General features: G+C 73.5%; 19 protein-coding genes and 1 tRNA gene. 16 read left to right on the forward strand and 4 right to left on the reverse strand.

The window, feature by feature from the left end:
- Positions 1–40 precede the first annotated feature (40 nt).
- The 4 genes from IE217_RS14605 (at position 41) to IE217_RS14620 (ending at position 5,590) form a co-directional block, all read left to right on the forward strand.
- Entirely contained in the window at positions 41–934 is an 894-nt protein-coding gene (locus tag IE217_RS14605) for an FAD binding domain-containing protein (protein ID WP_190178285.1), read from the forward strand.
- Positions 931–2,646 carry a 2Fe-2S iron-sulfur cluster-binding protein gene (locus IE217_RS14610; protein WP_190178286.1) on the forward strand — a complete coding sequence of 572 codons (1,716 nt, stop codon included), beginning with the start codon at positions 931–933 and terminating at the stop codon, positions 2,644–2,646. Before IE217_RS14605 ends, IE217_RS14610 begins: the two co-directional genes overlap by 4 nt.
- Positions 2,643–4,958, forward strand: a complete 2,316-nt coding sequence (locus tag IE217_RS14615; RefSeq protein WP_190178287.1) for a xanthine dehydrogenase family protein molybdopterin-binding subunit — start codon at positions 2,643–2,645, stop codon at positions 4,956–4,958. The genes IE217_RS14610 and IE217_RS14615 overlap by 4 nt, the downstream gene beginning before the upstream one ends.
- 125 nt (positions 4,959–5,083) lie before the next feature.
- Complete coding sequence (locus tag IE217_RS14620; RefSeq protein ID WP_190178288.1) at positions 5,084–5,590, forward strand: SUKH-4 family immunity protein; 507 nt, start codon at positions 5,084–5,086, stop codon at positions 5,588–5,590.
- A gap of 473 nt (positions 5,591–6,063) precedes the next feature.
- On the opposite strand, the gene IE217_RS14625 is transcribed toward IE217_RS14620, so the two are convergent.
- Positions 6,064–6,135 (reverse strand) — tRNA-Cys (locus IE217_RS14625).
- Positions 6,136–6,312: 177 nt separating this feature from the next.
- On the opposite strand from IE217_RS14625, the gene IE217_RS14630 reads away from it, so the two are divergent.
- From IE217_RS14630 to IE217_RS14645, 4 genes are all read left to right on the forward strand, one after another.
- Positions 6,313–7,782: an MFS transporter gene (locus tag IE217_RS14630; protein WP_190178289.1), complete on the forward strand. Its 1,470-nt coding sequence runs from the start codon at positions 6,313–6,315 to the stop codon at positions 7,780–7,782.
- A gap of 199 nt (positions 7,783–7,981) precedes the next feature.
- Positions 7,982–9,784 carry a DEAD/DEAH box helicase gene (locus IE217_RS14635; RefSeq protein ID WP_190178290.1) on the forward strand — a complete coding sequence of 601 codons (1,803 nt, stop codon included), beginning with the start codon at positions 7,982–7,984 and terminating at the stop codon, positions 9,782–9,784.
- A 502-nt stretch (positions 9,785–10,286) separates the two neighbouring features.
- Entirely contained in the window at positions 10,287–10,928 is a 642-nt protein-coding gene (locus tag IE217_RS14640; protein WP_190178291.1) for an IclR family transcriptional regulator, read from the forward strand.
- 440 nt (positions 10,929–11,368) lie between these two features.
- Positions 11,369–12,160: a S16 family serine protease gene (locus IE217_RS14645; RefSeq protein ID WP_190178292.1), complete on the forward strand. Its 792-nt coding sequence runs from the start codon at positions 11,369–11,371 to the stop codon at positions 12,158–12,160.
- A gap of 42 nt (positions 12,161–12,202) precedes the next feature.
- On the opposite strand, the gene IE217_RS14650 is transcribed toward IE217_RS14645, so the two are convergent.
- The gene (locus IE217_RS14650; RefSeq protein ID WP_189705715.1) at positions 12,203–12,670 is read right to left on the reverse strand and encodes an Lrp/AsnC family transcriptional regulator; all 468 of its coding nucleotides are present in this window, start codon (positions 12,668–12,670) and stop codon (positions 12,203–12,205) included.
- Positions 12,671–12,795: 125 nt separating this feature from the next.
- Between IE217_RS14650 and hppD the strand changes: the two genes are divergently transcribed.
- The 4 genes from hppD to nthA are packed head-to-tail and all read left to right on the forward strand — an operon-like array spanning position 12,796 to position 15,108.
- Positions 12,796–13,944, forward strand: coding sequence for a 4-hydroxyphenylpyruvate dioxygenase (gene hppD, locus IE217_RS14655; RefSeq protein WP_190178293.1), 1,149 nt, complete (start codon positions 12,796–12,798; stop codon positions 13,942–13,944).
- A 34-nt stretch (positions 13,945–13,978) separates the two neighbouring features.
- Positions 13,979–14,260 (forward strand): SH3-like domain-containing protein, encoded by a 282-nt coding sequence (locus IE217_RS35380; protein WP_190178294.1) that lies wholly within the window; start codon positions 13,979–13,981, stop codon positions 14,258–14,260.
- Positions 14,253–14,537, forward strand: coding sequence for an SH3-like domain-containing protein (locus IE217_RS35385; protein ID WP_190178295.1), 285 nt, complete (start codon positions 14,253–14,255; stop codon positions 14,535–14,537). The genes IE217_RS35380 and IE217_RS35385 overlap by 8 nt, the downstream gene beginning before the upstream one ends.
- Positions 14,527–15,108 (forward strand): nitrile hydratase subunit alpha, encoded by a 582-nt coding sequence (nthA, locus tag IE217_RS14670; protein WP_190178296.1) that lies wholly within the window; start codon positions 14,527–14,529, stop codon positions 15,106–15,108. Before IE217_RS35385 ends, nthA begins: the two co-directional genes overlap by 11 nt.
- On the opposite strand, the gene IE217_RS14675 is transcribed toward nthA, so the two are convergent.
- On the reverse strand, positions 15,086–16,867 hold the full coding sequence (locus IE217_RS14675) for a tetratricopeptide repeat protein (protein ID WP_190178297.1): 1,782 nt from the start codon (positions 16,865–16,867) through the stop codon (positions 15,086–15,088). The genes nthA and IE217_RS14675 overlap by 23 nt on opposite strands.
- A 126-nt stretch (positions 16,868–16,993) precedes the next feature.
- On the opposite strand from IE217_RS14675, the gene IE217_RS14680 reads away from it, so the two are divergent.
- The 3 genes from IE217_RS14680 (at position 16,994) to IE217_RS14690 (ending at position 21,117) form a co-directional block, all read left to right on the forward strand.
- Positions 16,994–18,451, forward strand: a complete 1,458-nt coding sequence (locus IE217_RS14680) for an FAD-binding oxidoreductase (RefSeq protein ID WP_190178298.1) — start codon at positions 16,994–16,996, stop codon at positions 18,449–18,451.
- A 347-nt stretch (positions 18,452–18,798) separates the two neighbouring features.
- Positions 18,799–20,277 (forward strand): RDD family protein, encoded by a 1,479-nt coding sequence (locus tag IE217_RS14685; RefSeq protein WP_190178299.1) that lies wholly within the window; start codon positions 18,799–18,801, stop codon positions 20,275–20,277.
- A 114-nt stretch (positions 20,278–20,391) separates the two neighbouring features.
- Positions 20,392–21,117: an RDD family protein gene (locus IE217_RS14690; protein WP_190178300.1), complete on the forward strand. Its 726-nt coding sequence runs from the start codon at positions 20,392–20,394 to the stop codon at positions 21,115–21,117.
- A gap of 27 nt (positions 21,118–21,144) precedes the next feature.
- Here the strand turns inward: IE217_RS14690 and IE217_RS14695 are convergent, their stop codons facing one another.
- A complete protein-coding gene (locus IE217_RS14695) occupies positions 21,145–21,486 on the reverse strand; it encodes a hypothetical protein (RefSeq protein ID WP_190178301.1) in 342 nt (113 codons plus the stop codon).
- A 393-nt stretch (positions 21,487–21,879) separates the two neighbouring features.
- Here IE217_RS14695 and IE217_RS14700 point away from each other — a divergent pair, with 393 nt between their 5' ends.
- A complete protein-coding gene (locus IE217_RS14700) occupies positions 21,880–24,228 on the forward strand; it encodes an immune inhibitor A domain-containing protein (protein WP_190178302.1) in 2,349 nt (782 codons plus the stop codon).
- Positions 24,229–24,343 lie beyond the last annotated feature (115 nt).

Here is a 24,343-nt window from a genome sequence, read left to right on the forward strand (position 1 = left end):
ACAGGTGGGACCAGTGGGGCAGTGGGAAGGGGCAGCCGGTTTGACCACGCACGCACCGCAGGCGGCGCAGGCCGTCACGCTGCCCACGACGCTGGACGAGGCCGTGGCGGCGCTCACCGCCATGCCCGCCGCCGTGCCCGTGGCCGGCGGCACCGACCTCATGGCGGCCGTCAACTCCGGGCAGCTCCGGCCCGCCGCGCTGGTCGGCCTCGGCCGGATCAGCGAGATCCGCGGCTGGCAGTACCAGGACGGCCACGCCCTCCTCGGCGCCGGCCTCACCCACGCGCGCATGGGGCGCCCCGACTTCGCCGCGCTGATCCCGGCGCTGGCCGCCGCGGCGCGCGCCGCCGGACCGCCGCACATCCGCAACGCGGGCACCCTGGGCGGCAACATCGCCTCGGCCGCCCCCACCGGGGACGCGCTGCCGGTGCTGGCCGCCCTCGAGGCGACGCTGATCATCGCGGGCCCGGGCGGAGCCCGCCGGGAGATCCCGGTGTCGCACCTGCTGGCCGGCGTGGAGATGCTCCGCGCGGGCGAGCTCATCGGCTACGTGCGCGTGCCGCTGCTGCACGCGCCCCAGGTGTTCCTCAAGGCCACCGGCCGCACCGGCCCGGGCCGCGCGACCGCCTCCGTGGCGGTCGTCCTCGACCCGGCCCGGCGCGGTGTGCGCTGCGCGGTGGGCGCCATAGCGCCGATGCCGCTGCGGCCCCTGGACGCCGAGCAGTGGGTGGCCGGGCTCATCGACTGGGACAACAACCGCGCGATCGTCCCCGAGGCTCTGAACGCCTTCGGCGAGTACGTCGCCGCGGCCTGCATCCCCGACCAGCCCCCGGCCGAGGACGGCTCCGTACAGCAGCTTCCGCCCGCCGTACTGCACCTGCGGCGCACCGTCGCCGCGCTGGCCCGACGAGCACTGGGGAGGGCGCTGTCGTGACAGACGACCAGCACGCGGAAGGCGCGGCGGGCAGCGGCGGCCGCTGGGACCCGCTGCCCCAGGGCGACTACGACGACGGCGCCACCGCGTTCGTGAGACTCCCCGAGGGCGGTATCGACGCGCTCCTGGCCGCCGACAGCCCGCTCGCCGCGCCCGGCCACGGGTACGTGCCCCCGCAGATAACGGTCACGTCCGCCCCGGCCGAGGCCACCGACCCGTCCGCCACCGGCGGCTGGGCCGCGCCCGGAGCCCCGGCGGGCGGCGACCGGTGGCCCGACCCCAACGCCGTGCCGCGGGACGCGGACACGGGCGCGGACGACCGGTTCACCTACCGTCCGGGCGCCACCCAGCAGTGGACCTTCGAGGACGCCCAGGCGGGGACGGCCGGCGCGGAGCAGGCGCCTTCCGCGCACGGACGGTCCGGGCACGGTGGTGACGCGGCCGGTCAGGATGTGACCGGGCAGTGGTCGATTCCCGTCGCCGGGGGCGATCTTCCGGACGAATCGGGCGAGTTCACCACCTCGTCCCTCGTGCAGCAGTGGGGCGGCACCCCGCCCGCCACCCTTCCCGGCGGCGCGCCCGCCCCCTGGGCGACGGAGCCGTGGGGCAGGCCGGAGCCCGAGGACGAGGGCGTGACCCCGCGCGGGGGCGCCGGGGAGGTCTCCGCCCAGGCGGCGACGCGGCCCGCGCCCGGCGCGGGTGAGTTCGCCCAGGGCGCCAGGGGCGACGAGGGAGCCGGGGGCGCCGAGGACGGGGAGGGCGCCGAGGACGGCGAAGGGGCCGTGGAAGGCGCCGGCGGGCCCGCTGAGCCGCCCGCGCACCCCTCCGTGGAGGAGGAGACCGGGCCGGCCGTCCGGGCCGCCGAGGAGGCCGTCACGGGTTCGGGCGGTGCCGGGGTTCCGGCCGCGTCCGCGCGGGACGCGTCGGCGGAGGCCGACTCCGCCGAGACGCATCCGCACGGCTCACCCGACGCGCACGGCCCGCGCGATGCGCACGGCTCGCCGGAGGAGGCCGCGCCGGCGGACGACCCGGGCGACGCGCCCCGGGCGCCCGAAGCACACGATCCGCCCCCCTCCGCCCCGCACGACGAACACCCCCTCGCCTCCTACGTGCTGCGCGTCAACGGCGTCGACCGGCCCGTCACCGACGCGTGGATCGGCGAGTCGCTGCTGTACGTGCTGCGCGAGCGCCTGGGCCTGGCCGGCGCCAAGGACGGCTGCTCGCAGGGCGAGTGCGGGGCGTGCAACGTCCAGGTCGACGGCCGCCTCGTCGCCTCCTGCCTGGTGCCCGCCGTCACCGCGGCCGGCAGCGAGGTCCGTACGGTCGAGGGTCTCGCCGCCGACGGGCAGCCCTCGGACGTGCAGCGGGCGCTCGCGCGGTGTGGCGCGGTGCAGTGCGGCTTCTGCGTGCCCGGCATGGCGATGACCGTGCACGACCTGCTGGAGGGCAACCCGGCCCCGACCGAGCTGGAGGCCCGGCAGGCCCTGTGCGGCAACCTGTGCCGCTGCTCGGGCTACCGGGGAGTGCTGGCGGCGGTCAAGGAGGTCGTCGCCGAGCGCGAGGCGCAGTCCGCCGGCGAGGACGCCGAACCGGACGGCGACGAGCCGCGCATTCCGCACCAGGCGGGCCCGGGAGCCGGGGGTGTGCACCCCTCGGCGTTCGAGCCCAGGGAACCGCACGGCCCGTACGGCCGGGACGGAGGCCAGGCGTGAGCAACGAGGCAACGACCGCCGCCACCGCTGCCGCCGCGGAGGCCGCACCGGCCCCGGAGCCGCTGCGGCACGGCCTCGGCTCCTCACTGCCGGCCGCCGACGCCCGCGCCAAGACCGAGGGCACCTTCCCCTACGCGGCCGACCTGTGGGCCGAGGGCCTGCTGTGGGCGGCCGTGCTGCGCTCACCGCACCCGCACGCGCGCATCGTGTCCATCGACACCACCCACGCGCGCGAGATGCCCGGTGTGCGTGCCGTCGTCACCCACGAGGACGTGCCCGGCCGCCCGCTGTACGGGCGCGGCACCGCCGACCGTCCCGTGTTCGCCTCCGAGGTCGTACGCCACCACGGCGAGCCCATCGCGGCCGTCGCCGCCGACCACCCCGACACCGCGCGGATGGCCGCCGCGGCCGTCATCGTCGAGTACGAAGTACTCGACCCGGTGACCGACCCCGAACAGGCCTTCCAGGCCGAGCCGCTGCACCCCGACGGCAACCTGATCCGGCACATCCCGCTGCGCCACGGCGACCCGGAGGCGGCCGGCGAGATCGTCGTCGAGGGCCTGTACCGCATCGGCCGCCAGGACCCCGCGCCCATCGGCGCCGAGGCGGGCCTGGCGGTGCCCCGGCCGGACGGCGGCGTGGAGCTGTACCTGGCCTCCACCGACCCGCACGCCGACCGCGACGCGCTCGCCGCCTGCTACGGCCTCGAACCCGAGCGCGTGAAGATCGTCGTCACCGGTGTCCCGGGCGCCACCGCCGACCGCGAGGACCAGGGCTTCCAGCTCCCGCTCGGCCTGCTGGCCCTGCGCACCGGCTGCCCGGTGAAGCTGACCGCGACCCGCGAGGAGTCCTTCCTCGGTCACGTCCACCGCCACCCGACCCTGCTGCGCTACCGCCACCACGCCGACGCCGAGGGCAGGCTGGTGAAGGTCGAGGCGCAGATCCTGCTGGACGCGGGCGCCTACGCCGACACCTCCGCCGAGGCGCTCGCCGCCGCGGTGTCCTTCGCCTGCGGCCCGTACGTCGTGCCGAACGCCTTCATCGAGGGCTGGGCGGTACGCACCAACAACCCGCCCTCCGGGCATGTGCGCGGCGAGGGCGCGATGCAGGTGTGCGCCGCCTACGAGGCGCAGATGGACAAGCTCGCCAAGAGGCTCGGGCTCGACCCGGCGGAGCTGCGGCTGCGCAACGTCATGGCGACCGGTGACGTACTGCCCACCGGCCAGACGGTGACGTGCCCGGCGCCGGTCGCCGAGCTGCTCCAGGCGGTGCAGGAGCACCCGTTGCCCCCGCTGCCCAAGGACACCCCCGAGGAGGAGTGGCTGCTGCCCGGCGGCCCCGAGGGCGCGGGCGAACCGGGCGCGGTGCGCCGGGGCGTGGGGTACGGCCTTGGCATGGTGCACATGCTCGGCGCGGAGGGCGCCGACGAGGTGTCCACGGCCACCGTGAAGGTGCAGGGCGGTGTGGCGACCGTGCTGTGCGCGGCCGTCGAGACCGGCCAGGGCTTCACCACGCTGGCGAGGCAGATCGTCCAGGACACGCTCGGCGTCGACGAGGTGCACGTGGCGCCGGTCGACACCGACCAGCCCCCGGCCGGCGCCGGCTGCCGCGGCCGGCACACCTGGGTGTCGGGCGGTGCGGTGGAGCGCGCCGCGAAGATGGTCCGTACGCAGCTGCTCCAGCCGCTGGCGCACAAGTTCGGCATGTCCACCGAGCTGCTGCAGATCACCGACGGCAAGATCACCTCGTACGACGGGGTGCTGTCCACGACCGTCACGGAGGCGATGGACGGCAAGGAGCTGTGGGCCACCGCGCAGTGCCGCCCGCACCCCACCGAGCCGCTGGACGGGGCCGGGCAGGGCGACGCGTTCGTGGGCCTGGCCTTCTGCGCGATCCGCGCGGTGGTGGACGTCGACATCGAGCTGGGCTCGGTCCGGGTGGTCGAGCTGGCGGTCGCCCAGGACGTGGGCCGGGTCCTGAACCCCGCCCAGCTGGCCTCGCGCATCGAGGCGGGCGTCACCCAGGGCGTCGGCATCGCCCTCACGGAGAACCTGCGCACCCCGCGCGGCCTGATCCGCCACCCCGACCTGACGGGCTACGCCCTGCCGACCGCCCTGGACGCGCCCGACATCCAGATCGTGAAGCTGGTCGAGGAGCGGGACGTCGTCGCGCCGTTCGGCGCCAAGGCGGTCAGCGCGGTCCCGGTGGTCACGTCCCCGGCCGCCATCGCCTCGGCGGTACGGGCCGCCACCGGCAGGGCGGTCAACCGCCTCCCGATCCGCCCCCAGGCCGCGGTGGTCACCGGCCGGTGACCGGCCCGTCCCCGGGTCTTCCACAGGGGTTTTCCACAGGCCGGGGGCGTTGTCAGTGGCGCGGCGTAGTGTTCCGGGCAGTGGGGCGAGGGCTTCGCGGCACTGTCAGGAACACGGGGGACCACATGCGCACGACCTGCACCGCCGCGGCGGTGATCACACGGACCGGGGAAGTCGCGGCCCGCTTCGCGCCCTACGCGACGCACCGCCGCGGCTCCTCGGGCCTGGCCCTGGACCTCCCGGGCCGCCTGCTGGAGCGGGAGTTCGGGCGGGGCCGCCTCATCCGGTTCGAGGAGGTCGACTTCCCGCCCACGCTCACCCACGAGCCGACCCGCCGCTTCCTCACCGAGACGGGCCTCCCCGACGACCCCCGCCTCCTCGCCCAGGACACGGACATCCCCCTGCCCACCCTCGCCGAGCACCACGCCGACGACCCGGCCACCGAACTACCTCCCCGCGCCGCCCACTTGATCCACCTCGGCACCATGCCGGGCGCCCGCACCCCGCTCCTCGACGGCGCCACGGGCGAGATACACCTGTGGAGCCCTTCACAAGCGACGGTCCACCCCCTGAACGAGGACATCTCCACCCTCGCCCACAGCCTGATACTGCTGCACCGGGCCATTGGCTGAGCCGGGGGATCCGCCGCCCGGCCGGGCTCTCTGGTTCCGTTCGCGCTGGGTGGCGTAAGCCGCGGCCACCGACGCGCAGTTGACCCGGGGGTTCCCGGCGGGCACCGACTGCTCCAGGTGCTGCAGGACGTGAACTCGTCCTCGTCGTCGACGCCGTTCTTCTTCAGGTCTTCCCGCGTGGCGTTGACGACGGCCGTCAGGCGCGGGCGGTCCTCCGTGCAGCGCGGCGCCAACGCGTCGAGAACTTGCTGGTACGCGCCGGCGGGCCGACCGTTGCCGTCGAGGTCGGCCTCTTTCCCCTGCTCAGCGGCTTCTTCGGCGCCGGAACTGGCTGCTGACCCACGATCCCCCCAGTACAGGCCGGGCGTCCCTCGTCCCGGACGCGGCATCGGGACCGTACACCTCACACGCACCGGAAGGGCGGCGCCCCGTGCGAGGTGCCGCCCTTTCCTTCCGCCTGATCAGGCAGTGGGAGGCCGTGGCGGGAATCGAACCCGCGTTGCTCGCTTTGCAGGCGAGCCCCTGATCCACTCGGGCACACGGCCGTGTCGGTGTTCGTGATCGACGGTAGGTGGGGGGTGGGGGTGGTTCAAGGGAGTGGGGCGGGCCGCAACGGGACTGCCATACGGCGTTCACGAAAGGGGGCGTACGACCAATGTCGGAGAAGGGAGTCCTACCCCCGACAGGGGTGAAGAGCGGGCTTGGACCTTACTCTGGCGGGCATGACCGTGCTTGAACCACGTGACACCGGCGTCACGGACGTACCCGGCGAAGCCGGCCCCGGCGACGAGGCGGGCGAGGGTGTGCTGAGCCGGGCCTACCGCTCGCTCAGCATCGGGATCGTCTCCGTCGTGCTGCTGATCGCCTTCGAGGCGACCGCCGTGGGCACGGCGATGCCGGTCGCTGCGCGGGAGCTGGACGGGGTGTCGCTGTACGCCTTCGCGTTCTCGGGGTACTTCACGACGAGCCTGTTCGGGATGGTGCTCGCCGGGCAGTGGTCGGACCGGCGGGGCCCGCTGGGGGCGCTGACCGGGGGGATCGGGGCGTTCGCGGCGGGGCTGGTGCTGGCCGGCACCGCGGGCTCGATGTGGGTGTTCATCGCGGGACGGGCCGTGCAGGGGCTCGGCGGCGGGCTGGTGATCGTCGCGCTGTACGTCGTCGTCGGCCGGGCCTACCCGGAGCGGCTGCGGCCGTCGATCATGGCGGCGTTCGCGGCGGCCTGGGTCGTGCCGTCGATCGTCGGGCCGCTCGCCTCGGGTGCGGTGACCGAACACCTCGGCTGGCGCTGGGTGTTCCTCGGCCTCCCGGTGCTCGTGGTGTTCCCGCTGGTCATCGCCCTGCCGCAGATACGCAGGCGGGCGTCCGGACCGGTGGGGGAGACCGCGGGGGAGGACTTCGCAGGGGCCTCGTTCGGTCCGCGCCGGATCCGGCTCGCCCTCGGCATCTCGCTCGGCGCGGGGCTGCTCCAGTACGCGGCCCAGGACCTGCGCTGGCTGTCCCTGCTGCCCGGGGCCGCGGGGGCCGCGCTGGTCGTCCCGGCCGTACGCGGGCTGCTGCCGCGCGGCACCTGGCGGGCGGCGCGCGGACTGCCGTCCGTGGTGCTGCTGCGGGGCGTCGCGGCGGGCTCCTTCATCGCCGCCGAGTCCTTCGTCCCGCTGATGCTCGTCACCCAGCGCGGCCTGTCGCCCACGCTCGCCGGGTTCTCGCTCGCCGCGGGCGGGTGCACCTGGGCGCTGGGCTCCTGGGTGCAGTCACGGCCTCGCGCCGCGCCGTACCGGGAACGGCTGATGACCCTCGGCATGGTGCTGGTGGCCGCCGCCATCGCCGCCGCGCCCAGCGTGCTCGTCCACGCCGTACCGGTCTGGACGGTCGCGCTCGCCTGGGCGTTCGGCTGCTTCGGCATGGGCCTGGTCATCGCCTCCACCAGCGTGCTGCTTCTCCAGCTGTCCGCCCCCGAGGAGGCCGGCGCCAACTCGGCGGCCCTCCAGATCTCCGACGCCCTGTCCAACGTCCTCCTGCTCGCCGCGGGAGGCGCCGCCTTCGCCGCGCTGGGCGGCGGCACGGTGAGCCACGTCACGGCGACGGCCGGCGGCCCGGCCGCCCACCCGGCCGCGTTCGCCGCGGTGTTCCTGCCGATGGCCGCGGTGGCGCTGGCCGGTGCCTGGGTGACCAGGCGGCTCCGGGAGCGGTGAGGCTGCCGGGTGGCGTGGTGGCGTGGTGGCGCGTCGGGGTGTGGGGGGTACTGACGTGGTGACGTTGGTGATCTGTGACCCGTGTCGCAACTGCCTTCCCCGCGGCGTCGTTGGCCCGAGTGGCGGGTGGGGTCACCGGTAGGGTGGCCCGGTTGTCATACGTAGCCGAGCCCCCAGCACCACGAACGAACCGGAGACCGTGAGTACCGCCGCCAGCTCCAGCTCGTCACACTCGCACCACCTCTCGCCCGCCTTCCCCGGGCGCGCGCCCTGGGGTACCGCCAGCAAGCTGCGCGCCTGGCAGCAGGGCGCGATGGAGAAGTACGTCCAGGAGCAGCCGCGCGACTTCCTCGCGGTGGCCACCCCCGGCGCCGGAAAGACCACCTTCGCGCTGACGCTCGCCTCCTGGCTGCTGCACCACCACGTCGTCCAGCAGGTCACCGTGGTCGCGCCCACCGAGCACCTGAAGAAGCAGTGGGCGGAGGCGGCCGCGCGGATAGGCATCAGGCTCGACCCCGAGTACAGCGCGGGCCCGCTCAGCCGGGAGTACCACGGCGTCGCCGTCACCTACGCCGGTGTCGGCGTGCGGCCCATGCTGCACCGCAACCGCGTCGAGCAGCGCAAGACGCTCGTCATCCTCGACGAGATCCACCACGCCGGCGACTCCAAGTCGTGGGGCGAGGCGTGCCTGGAGGCGTTCGAGCCGGCGACGCGGCGGCTGGCGCTCACCGGTACGCCGTTCCGGTCGGACACCAACCCGATCCCGTTCGTGACGTACGAGGAGGGACCGGACGGCATCCGGCGGTCCGCCGCCGACTACACCTACGGCTACGGCTCCGCGCTCTCCGACGGGGTCGTGCGGCCCGTCATCTTCCTCTCCTACAGCGGCAACATGCGCTGGCGCACCAAGGCCGGCGACGAGATCGCGGCGAGGCTCGGCGAGCCGATGACCAAGGACGCCGTCAGCCAGGCATGGCGGACCGCGCTCGACCCGCGCGGGGAGTGGATGCCGGCCGTGCTGCGCGCCGCCGACCGGCGGCTGACCGAGGTCCGCAAGGCCATCCCCGACGCCGGCGCCCTGGTCATCGCCTCCGACCAGGACTCGGCGCGCGCCTACGCCAAGCTGATCCGTGAGATCACCGGCAGCGGGGCGACCGTCGTCCTGTCCGACGACGCCGGCGCCTCGAAGAGGATCGACGAGTTCAGCGCGGGCGACGACCGGTGGATGGTCGCGGTGCGCATGGTGTCCGAGGGCGTCGACGTGCCGCGGCTCGCGGTCGGGGTGTACGCGACGACCATCTCCACACCGCTGTTCTTCGCCCAGGCCGTGGGCCGTTTCGTACGGTCCCGGCGGCGCGGCGAGACGGCCTCGGTGTTCCTGCCGACCGTGCCGGACCTGCTCACCTTCGCCAACGAGATGGAGGTGGAGCGGGACCACGCCCTCGACAAGCCGAAGAAGGAGGGCGAGGAGGACCCGTACGCCGAGTCCGAGAAGGAGATGGAGGAGGCGAACCGGGAGCAGGACGAGGACACCGGTGAGCAGGACATGCTGCCGTTCGAGGCGCTGGAGTCGGACGCGGTGTTCGACCGGGTGCTGTACGACGGGGCCGAGTTCGGCATGCAGGCCCATCCGGGGAGCGAGGAGGAGCAGGACTACCTCGGTATTCCGGGGCTTCTCGAGCCGGAGCAGGTGCAGTTGCTGTTGCAGAAGCGGCAGGCTCGGCAGATCGCGCACAGCCGGAGGAAGCCGGATGAAGAGGCCGATCTGCTGGAGTTGCCCGCCGAGCGGCGGCCTGTGGTCAGTCACAAGGAGCTCATGGAGCTGCGGCGGCAGTTGAACACGTTGGTGGGGGCGTACGTCCATCAGAGCGGTAAGCCGCACGGGGTGGTGCACACGGAGTTGCGGAGGGTTTGCGGGGGGCCGCCGAGCGCGGAGGCCACTGCGGGGCAGTTGCGGCAGCGGATCGACAAGGTGCGGGAGTGGGCCACTCGGATGCGGTGAGCTGCGCTGGGCTTGTGGGGTGTGTTTCCCACCCGCCCGCCCGTCTCGGTGGGCCGAGCAGCCCCCGCCACGGGGCTCCGCCCCGGACCCCGGCGGGATCGGCCCACCCTGCACCCCCCGCCCCGCCGCGGGGCTCCGCCCCCAACCCCGGCGGGATCGGCCCACCCTGCACCCGCCCGGGGCCCGGTGCCGTACTCCGCGCCCCGTGCGTGCCCCAACGCGCCTGGGGCGTATGGGGACAAAGGCAGGTAGTCCGAACCGGTCACTGACCGGATTCTGGACGGAGGCTTCCGCTGAGCGAACCGGCTTCGCTAATGTCCCGCTACGCACACGCCCCGTGGCAGCGCCGCCGCGGAGCGCAGCCGTGAAGCGACTTGGGCCCGGAACCGCAGCCGGCCCGCCGGCCGATCGGCGGCCTCTGTTGCAGCGTCACTGACGGGACTCGGTGACGTACACCGCCGCGCGGAGGGACGCCGACCTCACCACTTAAGGAGTGGGCGTCGTGACCGCGGAGACCTCCCAGACGCTCGACCGGGGACTCAGGGTCCTCAAACTGCTGGCCGACACGGACCACGGGCTGACCGTCACCGAACTCTCCCAGAAACTGGGGGTGAACAGGACCGTCGTCTACCGGCTGCTCGCCACGCTGGAACAGCACGCCCTGGTGCGCCGCGACCTCGGCGGCCGTGCCCGCGTCGGGCTCGGAGTGCTGCGGCTGGGGCGTCAGGTGCACCCACTGGTACGGGAGGCGGCGCTGCCCGCACTGCGGTCGCTGGCCGAGGACATAGGGGCGACGGCCCACCTGACCCTCGTCGACGGGTCCGAGGCGTTGGCCGTCGCCGTGGTCGAGCCGACCTGGACGGACTACCACGTGGCCTACCGCGCCGGTTTCCGGCACCCGCTGGAACGGGGCGCCGCCGGCAAGGCCATCCTCGAGGCCCGTCGCCGGCCGGCCGCGGACCCCGGCTACACACTCACCCACGGCGAACTCGAGGCCGGAGCCAGCGGCGCCGCCGCCCCGCTCCTCGGCGTCACGGGCGTCGAGGGCAGCGTGGGTGTCGTCATGCTCGCCGACTCCGTGCCGGAGCGCGTGGGACCGCGGGTCGTCGACGCTGCGCGCGAGGTCGCCGAAGCCCTCCGCTGAGCCGAGACCGGCGGCACTCGGTCCGGCGCGGGCGCCGGGGCCGCGCTGACGCGTGATGGGCTGCCGCGACTGCCGACAGCAGGGCGCGGACCACCCCGTCCTCGAACACGCACGCGTGCCACCCGCACCACGCCTCGCCCTCGCACCGCGGGCGTAGGACGCCCAGCAGGCGCAGCGCGGCCCGCTCGGCTCGGGCGCGCTCGCGGCGGAGTCCAGTACGAGCGCGTCGACCCGCACGGCGGGCTCGGGGCCCAGGCGGTGACCGGCCCCGGCCGGACGCCCTGCCCCGCTTCACCCGGGAACGGCGGGACCGTTCAGCAGACGAGGCGGACAGTCCCGCCGCAGACACCAGGCAGGCACGCCCGCCCGCCGCCGGTCCCCAGGTAAGGCTGCGGTGACCGTCGCCCGGCCGGATGCGGTCCTCGCGTTAGATTGATCCCGTGCTCTCACGCCTCACACGCCCCCAGGCCCTCACCGTCTGCGCGCTGCCCGTAGTGGGCCTCCTCGCGGCGGCGGTGTTCGCGCCGCTGCCGTTCTCGGTGGCGCAGCCCGGGATGACGGCGAACGTGCTCGGCCAGAACAAGGGCACGGAGGTCATCACCATCACCGGCGCGCCCACCCGCACGACGAGCGGGCAGCTGCGGATGACGACGATCGAGGCGACCGGCCCGGACGCGAGCGTCTCGCTCGGTGACGTGATCGACGGCTGGTTCGCCACCGACCGGGCGGTCATGCCGCGCGACGCGGTCTACCCGAGCGGCAACAGCGTCACGGAGATCGAGCAGCACAACGCCGAGCAGATGAAGCAGTCCCAGGACGCGGCCACCCGGGCCGCCCTGGGCTACCTCGGCGACAGCGACAAGCACATCAAGGTCACCCTGCGGCTCGCGGATGTCGGCGGGCCCAGCGCGGGTCTGCTGTTCTCCCTCGGCATCGTCGACAAGCTCGACGGCGACGGCAGCGGCGGCGACCTCACGGGCGGCCGCACCATCGCGGGTACGGGCACGATCAGCGCCGACGGCACGGTGGGGGCGGTCGGAGGCGTCTCCCTCAAGACCCAGGCGGCCCGCCGCGACGGCGCCACCGTCTTCCTCGTCCCGAAGGCCGAATGCTCCGACGCCCGGGCAGAACTCCCCAAAGGCCTCCGCCTGATCCCCGTGACCACCCTCAAGGGCGCGGTGAGCGCCCTGACCGCCCTGGAAAAGGGCAAGGGCGCCATCCCCAGCTGCTAGCCCACCCCCGCCGACGCCCGGCAGCGGGGGCCCGCGCCCCCGCTACTCCCCGGCCGCCTGTTCCACCAGGGGGATGATGCGCAGGGGGACCGGGTTTTCCATGACGATGGCTGTGGAGGCTCTGACGATGCCCTCGATGGCCACCACGCGGTCGATGACGCGTTGGAGGTCGGCGTTGGAGCGGGCGACCAGGCGGCAGAGCATGTCGCCGGTGCCGGTGGTGGTGTGCAGTTCCAGGACCTCGGGGACGGTGGCGAGGTGGGCGCGTACGTCCGGGCCCTGGCCCTGCCGGATCTGGAGGGTGGCGAACGCCGTCACCGGATAGCCGAGGGCCGCCGGGTCCACCTCCGGGCCGAAGCCGCGGATCACCCCGCGCCACTGGAGGCGGTCCAGGCGGGCCTGGACCGTGCCGCGCGCCACCCCCAGCCGCCGGGACATCTCCAGCACGCCGATGCGCGGCTCGCGCGCCAGCAGCACGATGATGCGGCCGTCCAGATGATCGATCGCCATGCGCCCGCCTCCCGGGTTGGACATCCTGCACAGAAAGCCCGAAGAGCTCCGCCTTTCACTGGTCAGAATGCCCAGTGAAAATGCGAACTATTGCGCACCTTGCAGGGCCGGGTGACCCTTCCGCTATGACGCAGACCACACACCACACTCCCGACGCGACCGCCCGGCAGGCCGACCCCTTCCCGGTCAAGGGAATGGACGCGGTCGTCTTCGCCGTGGGCAACGCCAAGCAGGCGGCGCACTACTACTCCACCGCCTTCGGCATGAAGCTGGTCGCCTACTCCGGACCGGAGAACGGCAGCCGGGAGACCGCCGCCTACGTCCTGGAGAGCGGCTCCGCCCGGTTCGTCCTCACCTCGGTCATCAAGCCGGTCACCACCTGGGGCCACTTCCTCGCCCAGCACGTGGCCGAGCACGGCGACGGCGTCGTCGACCTCGCCATCGAGGTGCCCGACGCCCGTGCCGCGTACGCCTACGCCATCGAGCACGGCGCCCGCTCGGTGGAGGAGCCGTACGAGCTGAAGGACGAGCACGGCACGGTCGTCCTCGCCGCGATCGCCACCTACGGCGAGACCCGCCACACCCTCGTCGAGCGCACCGGCTACGACGGCCCCTACCTCCCCGGTTACATCGCCGCCAAGCCCATCGTCGAGCCGCCCGCCCAGCGCTCCTTCCAGGCCGTCGACCACTGCGTCGGCAACGTCGAACTCGGCCGCATGAACGAGTGGGTGGAGTTCTACAACAAGGTCATGGGCTTCACGAACATGAAGGAGTTCGTGGGCGACGACATCGCGACCGAGTACAGCGCGCTGATGTCCAAGGTGGTGGCCGACGGCACCCTCAAGGTCAAGTTCCCCATCAACGAGCCCGCGATCGCCAAGAAGAAGTCCCAGATCGACGAGTACCTGGAGTTCTACGGCGGCGCCGGCGTCCAGCACATCGCGCTGAACACCAACGACATCGTCCAGACGGTCCGTCAGATGCGCGCGGCCGGCGTCGAGTTCCTCGACACCCCCGACTCGTACTACGACACCCTCGGCGAGTGGGTCGGCGACACCCGCGTGCCCATCGACACCCTGCGCGAGCTGAAGATCCTCGCCGACCGCGACGAGGACGGCTACCTGCTCCAGATCTTCACCAAGCCGGTCCAGGACCGCCCGACCGTCTTCTTCGAACTCATCGAGCGCCACGGCTCCATGGGCTTCGGAAAGGGCAACTTCAAGGCCCTGTTCGAGGCGATCGAGCGCGAGCAGGAGCGCCGCGGCAATCTGTGACGCACGGCCGCCGAAGCCGACGTAGGCTGCCCCCATGGCCAGGATCAACGACGTGGGCGGCACGGTCGGCTTCGGCGCCGTCGACACCGCCGACGACCCGGCGCCCTTCCACGCGGACTGGGAGGCCCGGGTCGTCGGGCTGTTCAACGCCCTGCGCGCCGAAGGGCTGTTCAACACCAACGAGTTCCGCGACGCCATCGAGTCGATGCCGCCCGCCGAGTACCTGACGACCTCCTACTACGAGCGCTGGTTCGAGGCGATCCGCGCCCTGCTGGAGCGCAAGGGCGTGATCGAGCCGGGTGAGCTGGATGACTGACCGGTTCCCGCCGGGCACCCGCGTGCGGACCTACGACCACGACCCCGCCCACCACACCCGCCTGCCCCGCTACGCCCGCGGCAAGCGGGGCGTCGTCGTGGAGCCGGAGGGACCGGCCGAACTGGCCGACATCAGCGCACAGGGCCGCGGCGACGCGCCCCTCCAGCAGATCTACGCCGTGCGGTTCGCCGCCCGCGACCTGTGGGGCGAGGGCGACCACCACGTCGTACTGGACCTGTGGGAGAGCTATCTGGAGGAGGACCCCGATGAGCGGTGACCACTCCGACGCGGCGATCGCCCGGCGGGTACGGCGCATGGAGACCCTGCTGGAGGAGAAGGGCGTCCTCTCCGGGGCCCGCCTCGACGAGATCATCGACGCCTCCCTCTCCGGGGCCTCACCGGCCAACGGCGCCCGCGTGGTGGCGCGCGCCTGGACCGACCCCGGCTACCGGCGCCGGCTGCTCGCCGACGGCACCGCAGCGGTCCGCGAACTCGGGTTCATGGAGGGCTCGTACCAGCGGCTGCGGGTCGTCGAGAACACCGCCGACACCCACAACGTCATCGTGTGCACGCTCTGCTCCTGCTACCCGCTGCGCCTGCTGGGCCCGTCCCCGAGCTGGTACAAGTCGGAGGCCTACCGCTCACGGGTCGTGCGCGAACCCCGCACCGTGCTCGCCGAGTTCGGCCTGGAGCTGCCGGCCGGCACCGAGATCACCGTGTGGGACTCCAGCGCGGAGACCCGCTACATGGTGCTGCCCCGGCGGCCCGAGGGCACGGAGGGCCTCGGCGAGGAGGAACTGGCCGCGCTGGTGACCCGCAACGCGCTCATCGGGACGGCCGCGGTCTGACGGCGGCCGCCGGGGAACCACCGGCCGGGGCCCCGTCGGCCCCCTGGCCCGCACCACCACCGGCCGCCTGGCCCCTGCCGGCTCCCGCACGCGTGGCGGGGGCCCCGGCGGCGCCTGCCGTCGCGCCGCCCGTGCCGCCGCCCGTCGTGGCCCCGGAGCCCGCCGGGGCGTCCGAGCCGGCCGTCGCCGTCGCCTCACCGCCGGAGGCGGCCGCCGGCCCCGCCTGTCCCTGCGCCTCCGTCCCGGCCGCCCCCGCCGCCCGCGCCCCCGTACCCGCCTCCGCTCCCGCCGCAGCACTCGCCGGCGAACCCGCGTCCGCGTCCCCCGGAACGTCCTCCACCGACGGCTCGCCCAGCGCGTCCAGCGCGGCCCGCGCCTCGGGCCCCCACAGCGGGGAGAAGTACGGGTTGGTCCGCAGCGCCTCCTCCAGATGGCGCCGGGCCGCCCCCGTCCGGTCCAGGCTCTGCTCGATCACCCCCCGGTGGAACGCGTACAGCGCGTCGCGCACCCCGCCGCCCTTGGTCGAGTCCATCGCGGCGGTGGCGAACTTGAGCGCCTCCTCGTCCTGGCCCGCCCGGTGCAGCGCCCACCCCAGCGCGTCGGCCACCGGGATCCCGGGCTGCCGCCGCCACTCCGCGCGCAGCCGCCGCACCGCCGGCTCGGCGCCCGCGTGGTCCGCCTCGAACCGGCCCAGCACCAGCTCGTCGTCCACCCCGGCCGCCGTCTCCTGCCGGACCCGGTCCCGCAGCCGGGCGTACTGCGCCGCCGCCTCCCGCTCCCTGCCCAGCGACTGGTACAGCTCGCCCAGCTCCAGCAGGTACTGCGGGCTCGGCCGCCGGTCGACCGCCTGGTGGTACGCCTTCAGCGCCTGCTCGGTGCGGCCCAGCGCGGCCAGCGCCCGCCCCCGCCCCGCCCGCGCCTCCCGCTGGTCGGGGTCCAGGCGCAGGGCCGCGTCGAAGTGGCGCAGCGCGTCCTCCCGGTCCCCGCGGTCGAAGGCGATCCGCCCCGCCCGCTCCACGTACGCCGCCTGCTCCACGGGCGTGGCCGCGGCCGCCGCCGCGTCCGACAGCTGGGCCGCCGCGTCCTCGCGCCAGCCCCGGTCCCAGTACACGCCCGCCGCGCGCGCCTTCACCGCGGGTGCGTGGCGCAGCTTCAGCAGCTTGTCGAGGGCACGCCCGGTGGCCTTGTAGTCGCCGAGCCCCGTGCAGGCGTCGATCAGCGGCGGATAGGCCGTCCACCGCTTGGGGTCCAGCTTCAGCGCCGCCTCGCCGTAGGAGCGGGCCGTACGGAAGTCCCGCCGCTCGTCCGCCAGCGCCGCGAGGCCCGCCAGCGCCTCCGCGTTGTCCTTCGGGCGCAGCCGCAGCGAGGTGCGCAACGCGTCGTCGGCCATCGGATAGTTCGCCGGGTTGGCCGTGCGCCGGCCCCGTTCGACGTACGCCGCCCCGAGCACGGCCCACGCCCCGGCGTCCCGCGGTCGCAGCCGCACCCTGCGCTCCCGCTCGCCGATCAGCGCCGCCAGATCGCCGAGCGCGGCCGGCGCCCCGTCGGTCACCGCGCTCAGCGCCTCCGTCCCGGGCGCCGGCGCGGGGGCCCGGGAGGCGGGCCGCTCGGCGGGCAGCGCGAGCCACACCGCGCCGAGCACCCCGGCCGCCACGAGCAGCGCGACCAGCAGCCGCAGCAGCAGCCCGGTCCGTGGGCGGCGCCGGCGCGGCGGCTCTGGGGTCAGGGACGTGGCGGGGCTCGGCGCGGGCTTCTCCATGGCCCACACTGTGCGCCCGCGCCCGCCCGCACCCCGGCCGCGACCCGGGCGTGGCACCCACCGCCACCCGGCAGGCGGAGGTCTGCGGCGCTCGGGCTTCACACGGATGGTCCCCGGTGCGACGCTGTGATCATGAGCCGTATTCAAGCCCCACCCGACGAAGCCCAGGGCAACCTCACCGACCGGCTCCTCGCGGGCCTGCCGGCCGAGGCGGTCCTCATCGATCCCGACGTCACGGCCTCCTACGCCAACGACATGGCGAGCTTCTGCCCGTCCGGCGCCCCGGCCGTGGTCGTCCTGCCGCGCACGGTGGAACAGGTCCAGCACGTCATGCGCACCGCCACCGAACTGCGTGTCCCCGTCGTCCCGCAGGGCGCCCGCACCGGCCTGTCCGGCGCGGCCAACGCCTCCGAGGGCTGCATCGTGCTGTCGCTGACCAAGATGGACCGCATCCTGGAGATCAACCCGGTCGACCGCATCGCCGTGGTCGAGCCGGGCGTGATCAACGCCGCGCTGTCCCGCGCCGTGAACGAGCACGGCCTGTACTACCCGCCGGACCCCTCCAGCTGGGAGATGTGCACCATCGGCGGCAACATCGGCACCGCCTCCGGCGGCCTGTGCTGCGTGAAGTACGGGGTCACCGCCGAGTACGTGCTGGGCCTCGACGTGGTGCTCGCCGACGGGCGGCTGATGTCCACCGGCCGGCGCACCGCCAAGGGCGTCGCCGGGTACGACATGACCCGCCTGTTCGTCGGCTCCGAGGGTTCGCTCGGGATCGTCGTACGGGCCGTCCTCGCGCTGAAGCCGCAGCCGCCCCAACAGCTTGTGCTGGCCGCCGAGTTCGCCTCCGCGGCCGCCGCCTGCGACGCGGTGTGCCGGATCATGAAAACAGAAGGGCGCGGAGCGCTTCCGCAGAAGGGTGGTGGTGGGCGACGGGCGGGAGGCCACGTGCCCTCGCTGCTGGAGCTCATGGACCGCACGACGGTGAAGGCGGTCAACGACCTCGCCCACATGGGCCTGCCCGAGACCACCGAGGCCCTGCTGCTGGTCGCGTTCGACACGCCCGACCCGGCCGCCGACCTCGCGGCCGTGGGCGCCCTGTGCGAGGCGGCCGGCGCCACCCAGGTCGTCCCCGCCGACGACGCCGCCGAGTCGGAGATGCTGCTCCAGGGCCGCCGGCTCTCGCTCACCGCGCTGGAGGCGGTCAAGGGCACGACGATGATCGACGACGTGTGCGTGCCCCGCTCCCGGCTCGGCGAGATGCTCGACGGCATCGAACAGATCGCCGGGAAGTACCAGCTCACCATCGGGGTCTGCGCCCACGCCGGGGACGGCAACACGCACCCCACCGTCTGCTTCGACGCCGGCGACGCCGACGAGTCGAGGCGGGCCCGCGAGTCCTTCGACGAGATCATGGCCCTCGGCCTGCGGCTCGGCGGCACGATCACCGGCGAGCACGGCGTGGGCGTGCTGAAGAAGGAGTGGCTGGCCCGCGAGATCGGCCCGGTGGGCGTGGAGATGCAGCGGGCGGTCAAGCAGGTCTTCGACCCACTGGGCATCCTCAACCCCGGCAAGCTGTTCTGAGGTCGCACGGGGATGGCCCGCTCGGGTGACCGGCCCGGCGTGAGTTCCAGGTCGCGCTCGACCACGGTGTGCCGCGTGGCTGCGCGTCCTCTCCGTCGTGTCCGGTGTGCGTGACCGCCGGGTCGTACGGGCCCGGAAGCGGGCTCGTGGAAGGGAGGAGGCGGGTGTGCGGCGGGCATGACGCGGTTGTGCCGGACTTTCTTCCGTCTCGGCTTCCGCGGTTGTGAAGCGGATGTACGAGGTTGCCCGGAAAGGAGTGGGTCCGGCCGGACTGGCGGTGCGGTCCTCGCGGGTCTGATAGATGTTGATGCCCCCAGACGACCCCGAGCAGATACGGGACGACGGACATGAGCGCCCCAACCCCGGCACCCGGTGACGACAGGCCCCGTGAGGGGTACTACCCGGACCCGTCCATCCCTGGATACGTCCGGTACTGGAACGGCGCCGCCTGGGTGCCGGGCACCAGCAGGCCGGCGCCGGGCGACGGCGAGCCGCTCAGCCCGCCGCCCGGAGCGCGCCCCGCGCGGCCCGTCACCCCGGCGGCGGTCGAGGAGACCGGCCCGCACTTCTTCGACGAGGACCCGGTCGACGCCGCAGGCCCCGGCCCGGGCCCGGCGGGCGGGGCCCCGGCGCAGCACGGCAGCCGTCCCGAGCCCGCCTCCGCCTGGGGCGCCGACCGCTCCCTCCAGTCCGGCTTCGGCGGCGACCAGGACCGCCGGGTCTCGTGGGGCGGGGGTGCGGGCGCCGACCCCAGGGCCGCCATCGCCGGGCCCGGCGCGGGCACGGGTGCCGGGGCGGGGCCCGCCGAGGGCGCCTTCCCCGCGCCCGCGATCCCGTCGCCCGGGGGGCCCGCAGACGAGGGGACGACGACCTTCCGCGGGGCGAGCGTGCCCGCCCAGGGCGGGGCGGCGCTGTCCGGCCCGCAGCACTCGGCGGGGGCGCCGGGTTTCGCGGCGGGCAGGGCGGCGGCCGAACGCGCGGCGACCGACCAGGGGCAGGCGCAGCCTCCGGCCCAGGCCCCGGCTCAGCCCGCCCAGCAGCAGGCCCGGCCCGCGCAGCAGCAGCCCGCATCGCAGCAGCCGGTACGGCAAACGCCCGTACATCAGCAGCCCCTACCGCAGCAGGTCCACGCACAGCCCGCCCCGCAGCCCGCCGTCCCGGCCGCATCCCAGGGCGAGCCCGCGTCCGCTTCCGCGGCGCCGGTCACCAGTGGTCCCGGTGGCGGGCAGTCCTCCTGGGCCCAGCAGGTGCACCAGCTCGCCGGGGCCGGCGAGGACCAGCCGGTGGTGCCGTGGAAGCCGCCGGTGGAGGACCCCTTCCAGGCGGTCGCGCGGCGGCAGGCGGCGGCCCGGCCCGCCGGTCTCGGGCGGCGGCTGGCCGCCCGGCTCGTCGACTCGCTCGTCCTCGCGGGCGTCACCGCCGTGGCCGCCGTGCCGCTCGGCACCCGGGCGGCCGACCACGTCCAGGCCAAGATCGACGCGGCCAGGCTCTCCGGCCGCACCGTCACCGTCTGGCTCCTGGACGGCACGACCGCCGGCTACCTCGGCGTCGTCGTCGGCGTGCTCCTCCTCTTCGGCGTCCTCTACGAGGCGCTGCCCACCGCCAAGTGGGGCCGCACCCTGGGCAAGAAGCTCTGCGGGCTCCAGGTGCGCGACATCGAGGCGCACGAGCCGCCCGGGTTCGGCGCGGCCCTGCGCCGCTGGCTCGTCTACAGCGTCCCCGGTCTGCTCGGCGTCGGTCTCCTGGGCGTGCTGTGGTGTCTGTTCGACCGGCCCTGGCACCAGTGCTGGCACGACAAGGCGGCGCACACCTTCGTGGCCGGCTGATCCGTGGCGGGCTGACGAGCGCGCCCCGGTACGGCCCCGGACCGGACGCGCCCGTGTCATCCGTACGGCCGCTCGCCGGATGCGACCGGACCGGCCCCGCGATGCACTCGCCCCATGAGCACCGAACCGCCCCCCGGCTCAGAACCGCCCCACGGCTCCGGACCACCGCCCACGCCCCCCGGTGACCAGCCCCCGCCCCCGGGCGGCAACCCGTACAGCGGCGGCCCGTACGGCGGCGATCCGCACGGCGGCGGCAGCCCGTACGGCGGCGGGAATCCGTACGGGGGCGGGAATCCGTACGGCGGAGGCGGCGACCCGTACGGCGGAGGCGGCCCGTACGGCGGTGGCGGCCCCTACGGTGGTGGTCCCTACCCCGGCGACCCGCTCGCCGGCATGCCCCCGCTCGCCGACAGCGGCAGGCGCACCCTGGCCCGGATCATCGACCTGATCCTGGTCGGCATCGTGGTCGGGCTGCTCACCTGGGCGTTCCAGGTCAACGAGTACGCGATGAACACCAACCGGGTGGAGGTGGGCAGGTCCATCGGGCAGTCGGTCATCGGCGTGGTGCTCTACATGGCGTACGACACCCTCATGATCGCCAGGACGGGGCAGACCCTGGGCAAGAAGTGGCTGGGGATGCGGGTGGCCAACCTGTCCGACGGCTCGAACCCGTCCGCCACGACCGCGCTGGGGCGCGCAGCGGTGCTCTGGATCCCGTTCTGGTTCTGCTGCGCCTGCATCTGGCTGGCGGTCGCGGGCGGTTGGAGCTACTTCGACCGCCCCTACAAGCAGGGCCTGCACGACAAGGCCGCCAAGACGGTGGTGGTCAGCACCGGTTGAGGACCGGGCCGGGCCGCGCCCGGCGGCTCAGGAGGCGGCCCGCTCCCGCACCGGCTCCGCACCGGCCGTGACGGACCGGCGCCGTGCGGCAGCCGCCTGCGGCCGGACAACCGCGGACGCGGGGCCGGGTGCGGCGGACGGGGCGGCGGAGGCGGGCGCGGCCGGCGCGGCGGTACGCACCGGCGCCACCGCGCGTGCCTTCGGCAGTGGCACGGTCATGGCGACCAGCAGCCCCAGCGCGAGCGCCGCGAGGGCGATGACCGCGATCCCGAGACCCGAACTCGTCTGTGACAGCAGCAGCATGGCGAGCGTCGAGAAGATCACGGTGCAGGAACCGTAGGCGAGCTGTGCGGCGGTCGGACGAGGCATGGCAATCGTGTCCTCGGAAGGATTCGGGGTGCGACGGGGGGTGACGGCCTGGCTTTCCGCCGACTTCCGGGCGTTCCGCCAATCGACTCTAATGGCCTGCATGCCCGAGCGGAACGCCTGGTAAGCGTGACCTAACCCACGGTGCCGATGCACAGGGGGCGCACGGAGTCATGGCGTCCACCAGGTGGACATCCCGCGCGCCCGTGGCTCGTGTCCGTAAAGCGAACGTCGGCTCCGCATAGTGCACTTGAACTGTCCAAGTCAAGATCTGTCTTTTCTCGTAAACCTCTAGTCAAATGTCGTCACTTGACTACACGCGTTGCTCGCGCGGACTTTCGCATGCCCGAAGCCCCCCTTCCGCGCCCAGGGGCACGCGTCAGGGGAGGACATCAAGTGACAACTAGACCCTGGACGTTCAGAACGGCCGCGATCGGTGTCGCGCTCGCGGCGGCCACCGCCACGTTCTCGACGTTCGCCGTCGCGGAGGCCGCCACCACGGGCGCCTCCGCCTCCGCGAACCGGCACGACCCGCAGCCGGTCAAGATGGAGAAGCACGACCTCGACGGCCCGCTGAGCAAGACCCAGGACGCCCAGCGCCAGGAGGCCCTGAACCAGCTCATCGCCGGCAAGGCCAAGGTGCAGGACCGCCACGGCTCCAAGGTCGTCCAGCTCAAGGGCAAGAAGGGCGACACCAAGTACGTCGAGCTGGGCCGGGAGAAGACCGACAAGATCTTCACCATCCTGGTCGAGTTCGGCGACAAGACGGACCCGAAGTACGGCGGCACGCCCGGCCCCCTGCACAACCAGATAGCCGCGCCGGACCGCAAGCAGGACAACTCCACGGCCTGGCAGAAGGACTACAACCAGCAGCACTTCCAGGACCTCTACTTCGGCACCGGCAAGAAGACCGAGTCGGTGAAGAAGTACTACGAGAAGCAGTCCTCGGGCCGCTACTCGGTCGACGGCGAGGTCTCGGACTGGGTCAAGGTCCCCTACAACGAGGCCCGTTACGGCTCCAACTACTGCGGCTCCACCAACTGCCCGAGCGTGTGGAACGTCGTCAAGGACGGCGTCAACGCCTGGGTCGCCCAGCAGAAGGCCGCCGGCAAGTCCGACGCCGACATCAAGGCGGACCTGGCCAAGTACGACCAGTGGGACCGCTACGACTACGACGGCGACGGCAACTTCAACGAGCCGGACGGCTACATCGACCACTTCCAGATCGTGCACGCCGGTGAGGACGAGTCCGCGGGCGGCGGCGTCCAGGGCACCGACGCGATCTGGGCGCACCGCTGGTACGCCTTCGGCACCGACGCCGGCGCCACCGGCCCGGACGCCAACAAGCTCGGCGGCGCGCAGATCGGCGACTCCGGCATCTGGGTCGGCGACTACACCATCCAGCCGGAGAACGGCGGACTCGGCGTCTACGCCCACGAGTACGGCCACGACCTCGGTCTGCCCGACGAGTACGACACCGCGGGCGGCGAGAACTCCACCGGCTTCTGGACGCTGATGTCCTCCGGTTCCTGGCTCGGCCGCGGCAAGGACGCCATCGGCGACCTGCCCGGCGACATGAACGCCTGGGACAAGCTCCAGCTGGGCTGGCTGAACTACGACACCGCCAAGGCGGGCGTGAAGTCCTGGCACAAGCTGGGCGTGGCCGAGTACAACACCAAGTACCGGCAGGCCACGGTGGTCTCGCTGCCCGACAAGGCGGTCACCACCCAGGTCGTGAACCCGGCGCAGGGCGCCACCCAGTGGTGGAGCGGCAGCGGTGACAACCTCAAGAACACGCTGACCCGTTCCGTGGACCTCACCGGCAAGAAGTCGGCCACCCTCTCGCTCGACGGCTGGTACGACATCGAGGCCAACTACGACTACCTCTACACCGAGGTCTCGACCGACGGCGGCGCCAACTGGACCGCCGTGGACGGCACGGTGGACGGCCAGGCCATCCCGCGCGACGGCAGCGACAAGCCGGCGCTCACCGGTTCGGTCGACGCCTACAAGAAGCTGTCGTACAACCTCGACGCCTACGCGGGCCAGAAGATCCAGCTGCGCTTCCGCTACCAGACGGACGGCGGCGTGGCGCTCAAGGGCTTCGCGGCCGACGAGATCGCGCTGACCGCCGACGGTTCGCCGCTGTTCTCCGACAACGCCGAGAGCGCCGACCCGGCGTGGACGGCGAGCGGCTTCTCCCGCATCGGCGCGTCCTTCACCAAGGACTACAAGCAGTACTACATCGCCGAGAACCGTCAGTACGTCTCGTACGACACCACCCTGAAGACCGGCCCGTACAACTTCGGCTTCAAGTCCCGTCCGGACTGGGTGGAGCACTACGCGTACCAGAACGGCCTGCTGATCTGGAAGTGGGACACCTCCGAGGCGGACAACAACACCAGCGCCCACCCGGGCACCGGTCTGATCCTGCCGATCGACTCCCACCCGGCCCCGCTGAAGTGGAGCGACGGCACGCTGATGCGCAACCGCATCCAGGCCTACGACTCGCCCTTCAGCAAGTACGGCACCGACGGCATGCTGCTGCACAAGGCCGACGTCGCCGCCTGGGTTCCGTCGTCGGACGGGGTGCCGGTCTTCAACGACCACGCGAGCACCTACTACGACGCGTCGAACAAGGCGGCCGGTGTCAAGGTCACTGACACCAACACCAAGATCAAGATCACCAAGGAGCCCAAGGACGGCTCCACGATCGAGTTCGAGGTCGGCCGCGCGGTGAAGTAGTCGACATCCCCGCAGGTCAAACGCGTATCGGCGGCAACCCCCTGGCGGGTTGCCGCCGATCGTGTTTAGGTGCGTGCTGTGCCTTTCTTATTGACACCGACCGGAACGGGGATGT

It is taken from the genome of Streptomyces naganishii JCM 4654, from assembly GCF_014650575.1.
Taxonomy (GTDB): Bacteria; Actinomycetota; Actinomycetes; order Streptomycetales; family Streptomycetaceae; genus Streptomyces; species Streptomyces naganishii.

Coding starts and splice junctions, on each gene's coding strand:
- IE217_RS14620 (WP_190178288.1), top strand. CDS start 5,084: ATGCGCACGACCTGCACCGCCGCGGCGGTGATCACACGGACCGGGGAA.
- IE217_RS14630 (WP_190178289.1), top strand. CDS start 6,313: ATGACCGTGCTTGAACCACGTGACACCGGCGTCACGGACGTACCCGGC.
- IE217_RS14650 (WP_189705715.1), bottom strand. CDS start 12,670: ATGGCGATCGATCATCTGGACGGCCGCATCATCGTGCTGCTGGCGCGC.
- hppD (WP_190178293.1), top strand. CDS start 12,796: ATGACGCAGACCACACACCACACTCCCGACGCGACCGCCCGGCAGGCC.
- IE217_RS35380 (WP_190178294.1), top strand. CDS start 13,979: ATGGCCAGGATCAACGACGTGGGCGGCACGGTCGGCTTCGGCGCCGTC.
- IE217_RS35385 (WP_190178295.1), top strand. CDS start 14,253: ATGACTGACCGGTTCCCGCCGGGCACCCGCGTGCGGACCTACGACCAC.
- nthA (WP_190178296.1), top strand. CDS start 14,527: ATGAGCGGTGACCACTCCGACGCGGCGATCGCCCGGCGGGTACGGCGC.
- IE217_RS14675 (WP_190178297.1), bottom strand. CDS start 16,867: ATGGAGAAGCCCGCGCCGAGCCCCGCCACGTCCCTGACCCCAGAGCCG.
- IE217_RS14685 (WP_190178299.1), top strand. CDS start 18,799: ATGAGCGCCCCAACCCCGGCACCCGGTGACGACAGGCCCCGTGAGGGG.
- IE217_RS14690 (WP_190178300.1), top strand. CDS start 20,392: ATGAGCACCGAACCGCCCCCCGGCTCAGAACCGCCCCACGGCTCCGGA.
- IE217_RS14695 (WP_190178301.1), bottom strand. CDS start 21,486: ATGCCTCGTCCGACCGCCGCACAGCTCGCCTACGGTTCCTGCACCGTG.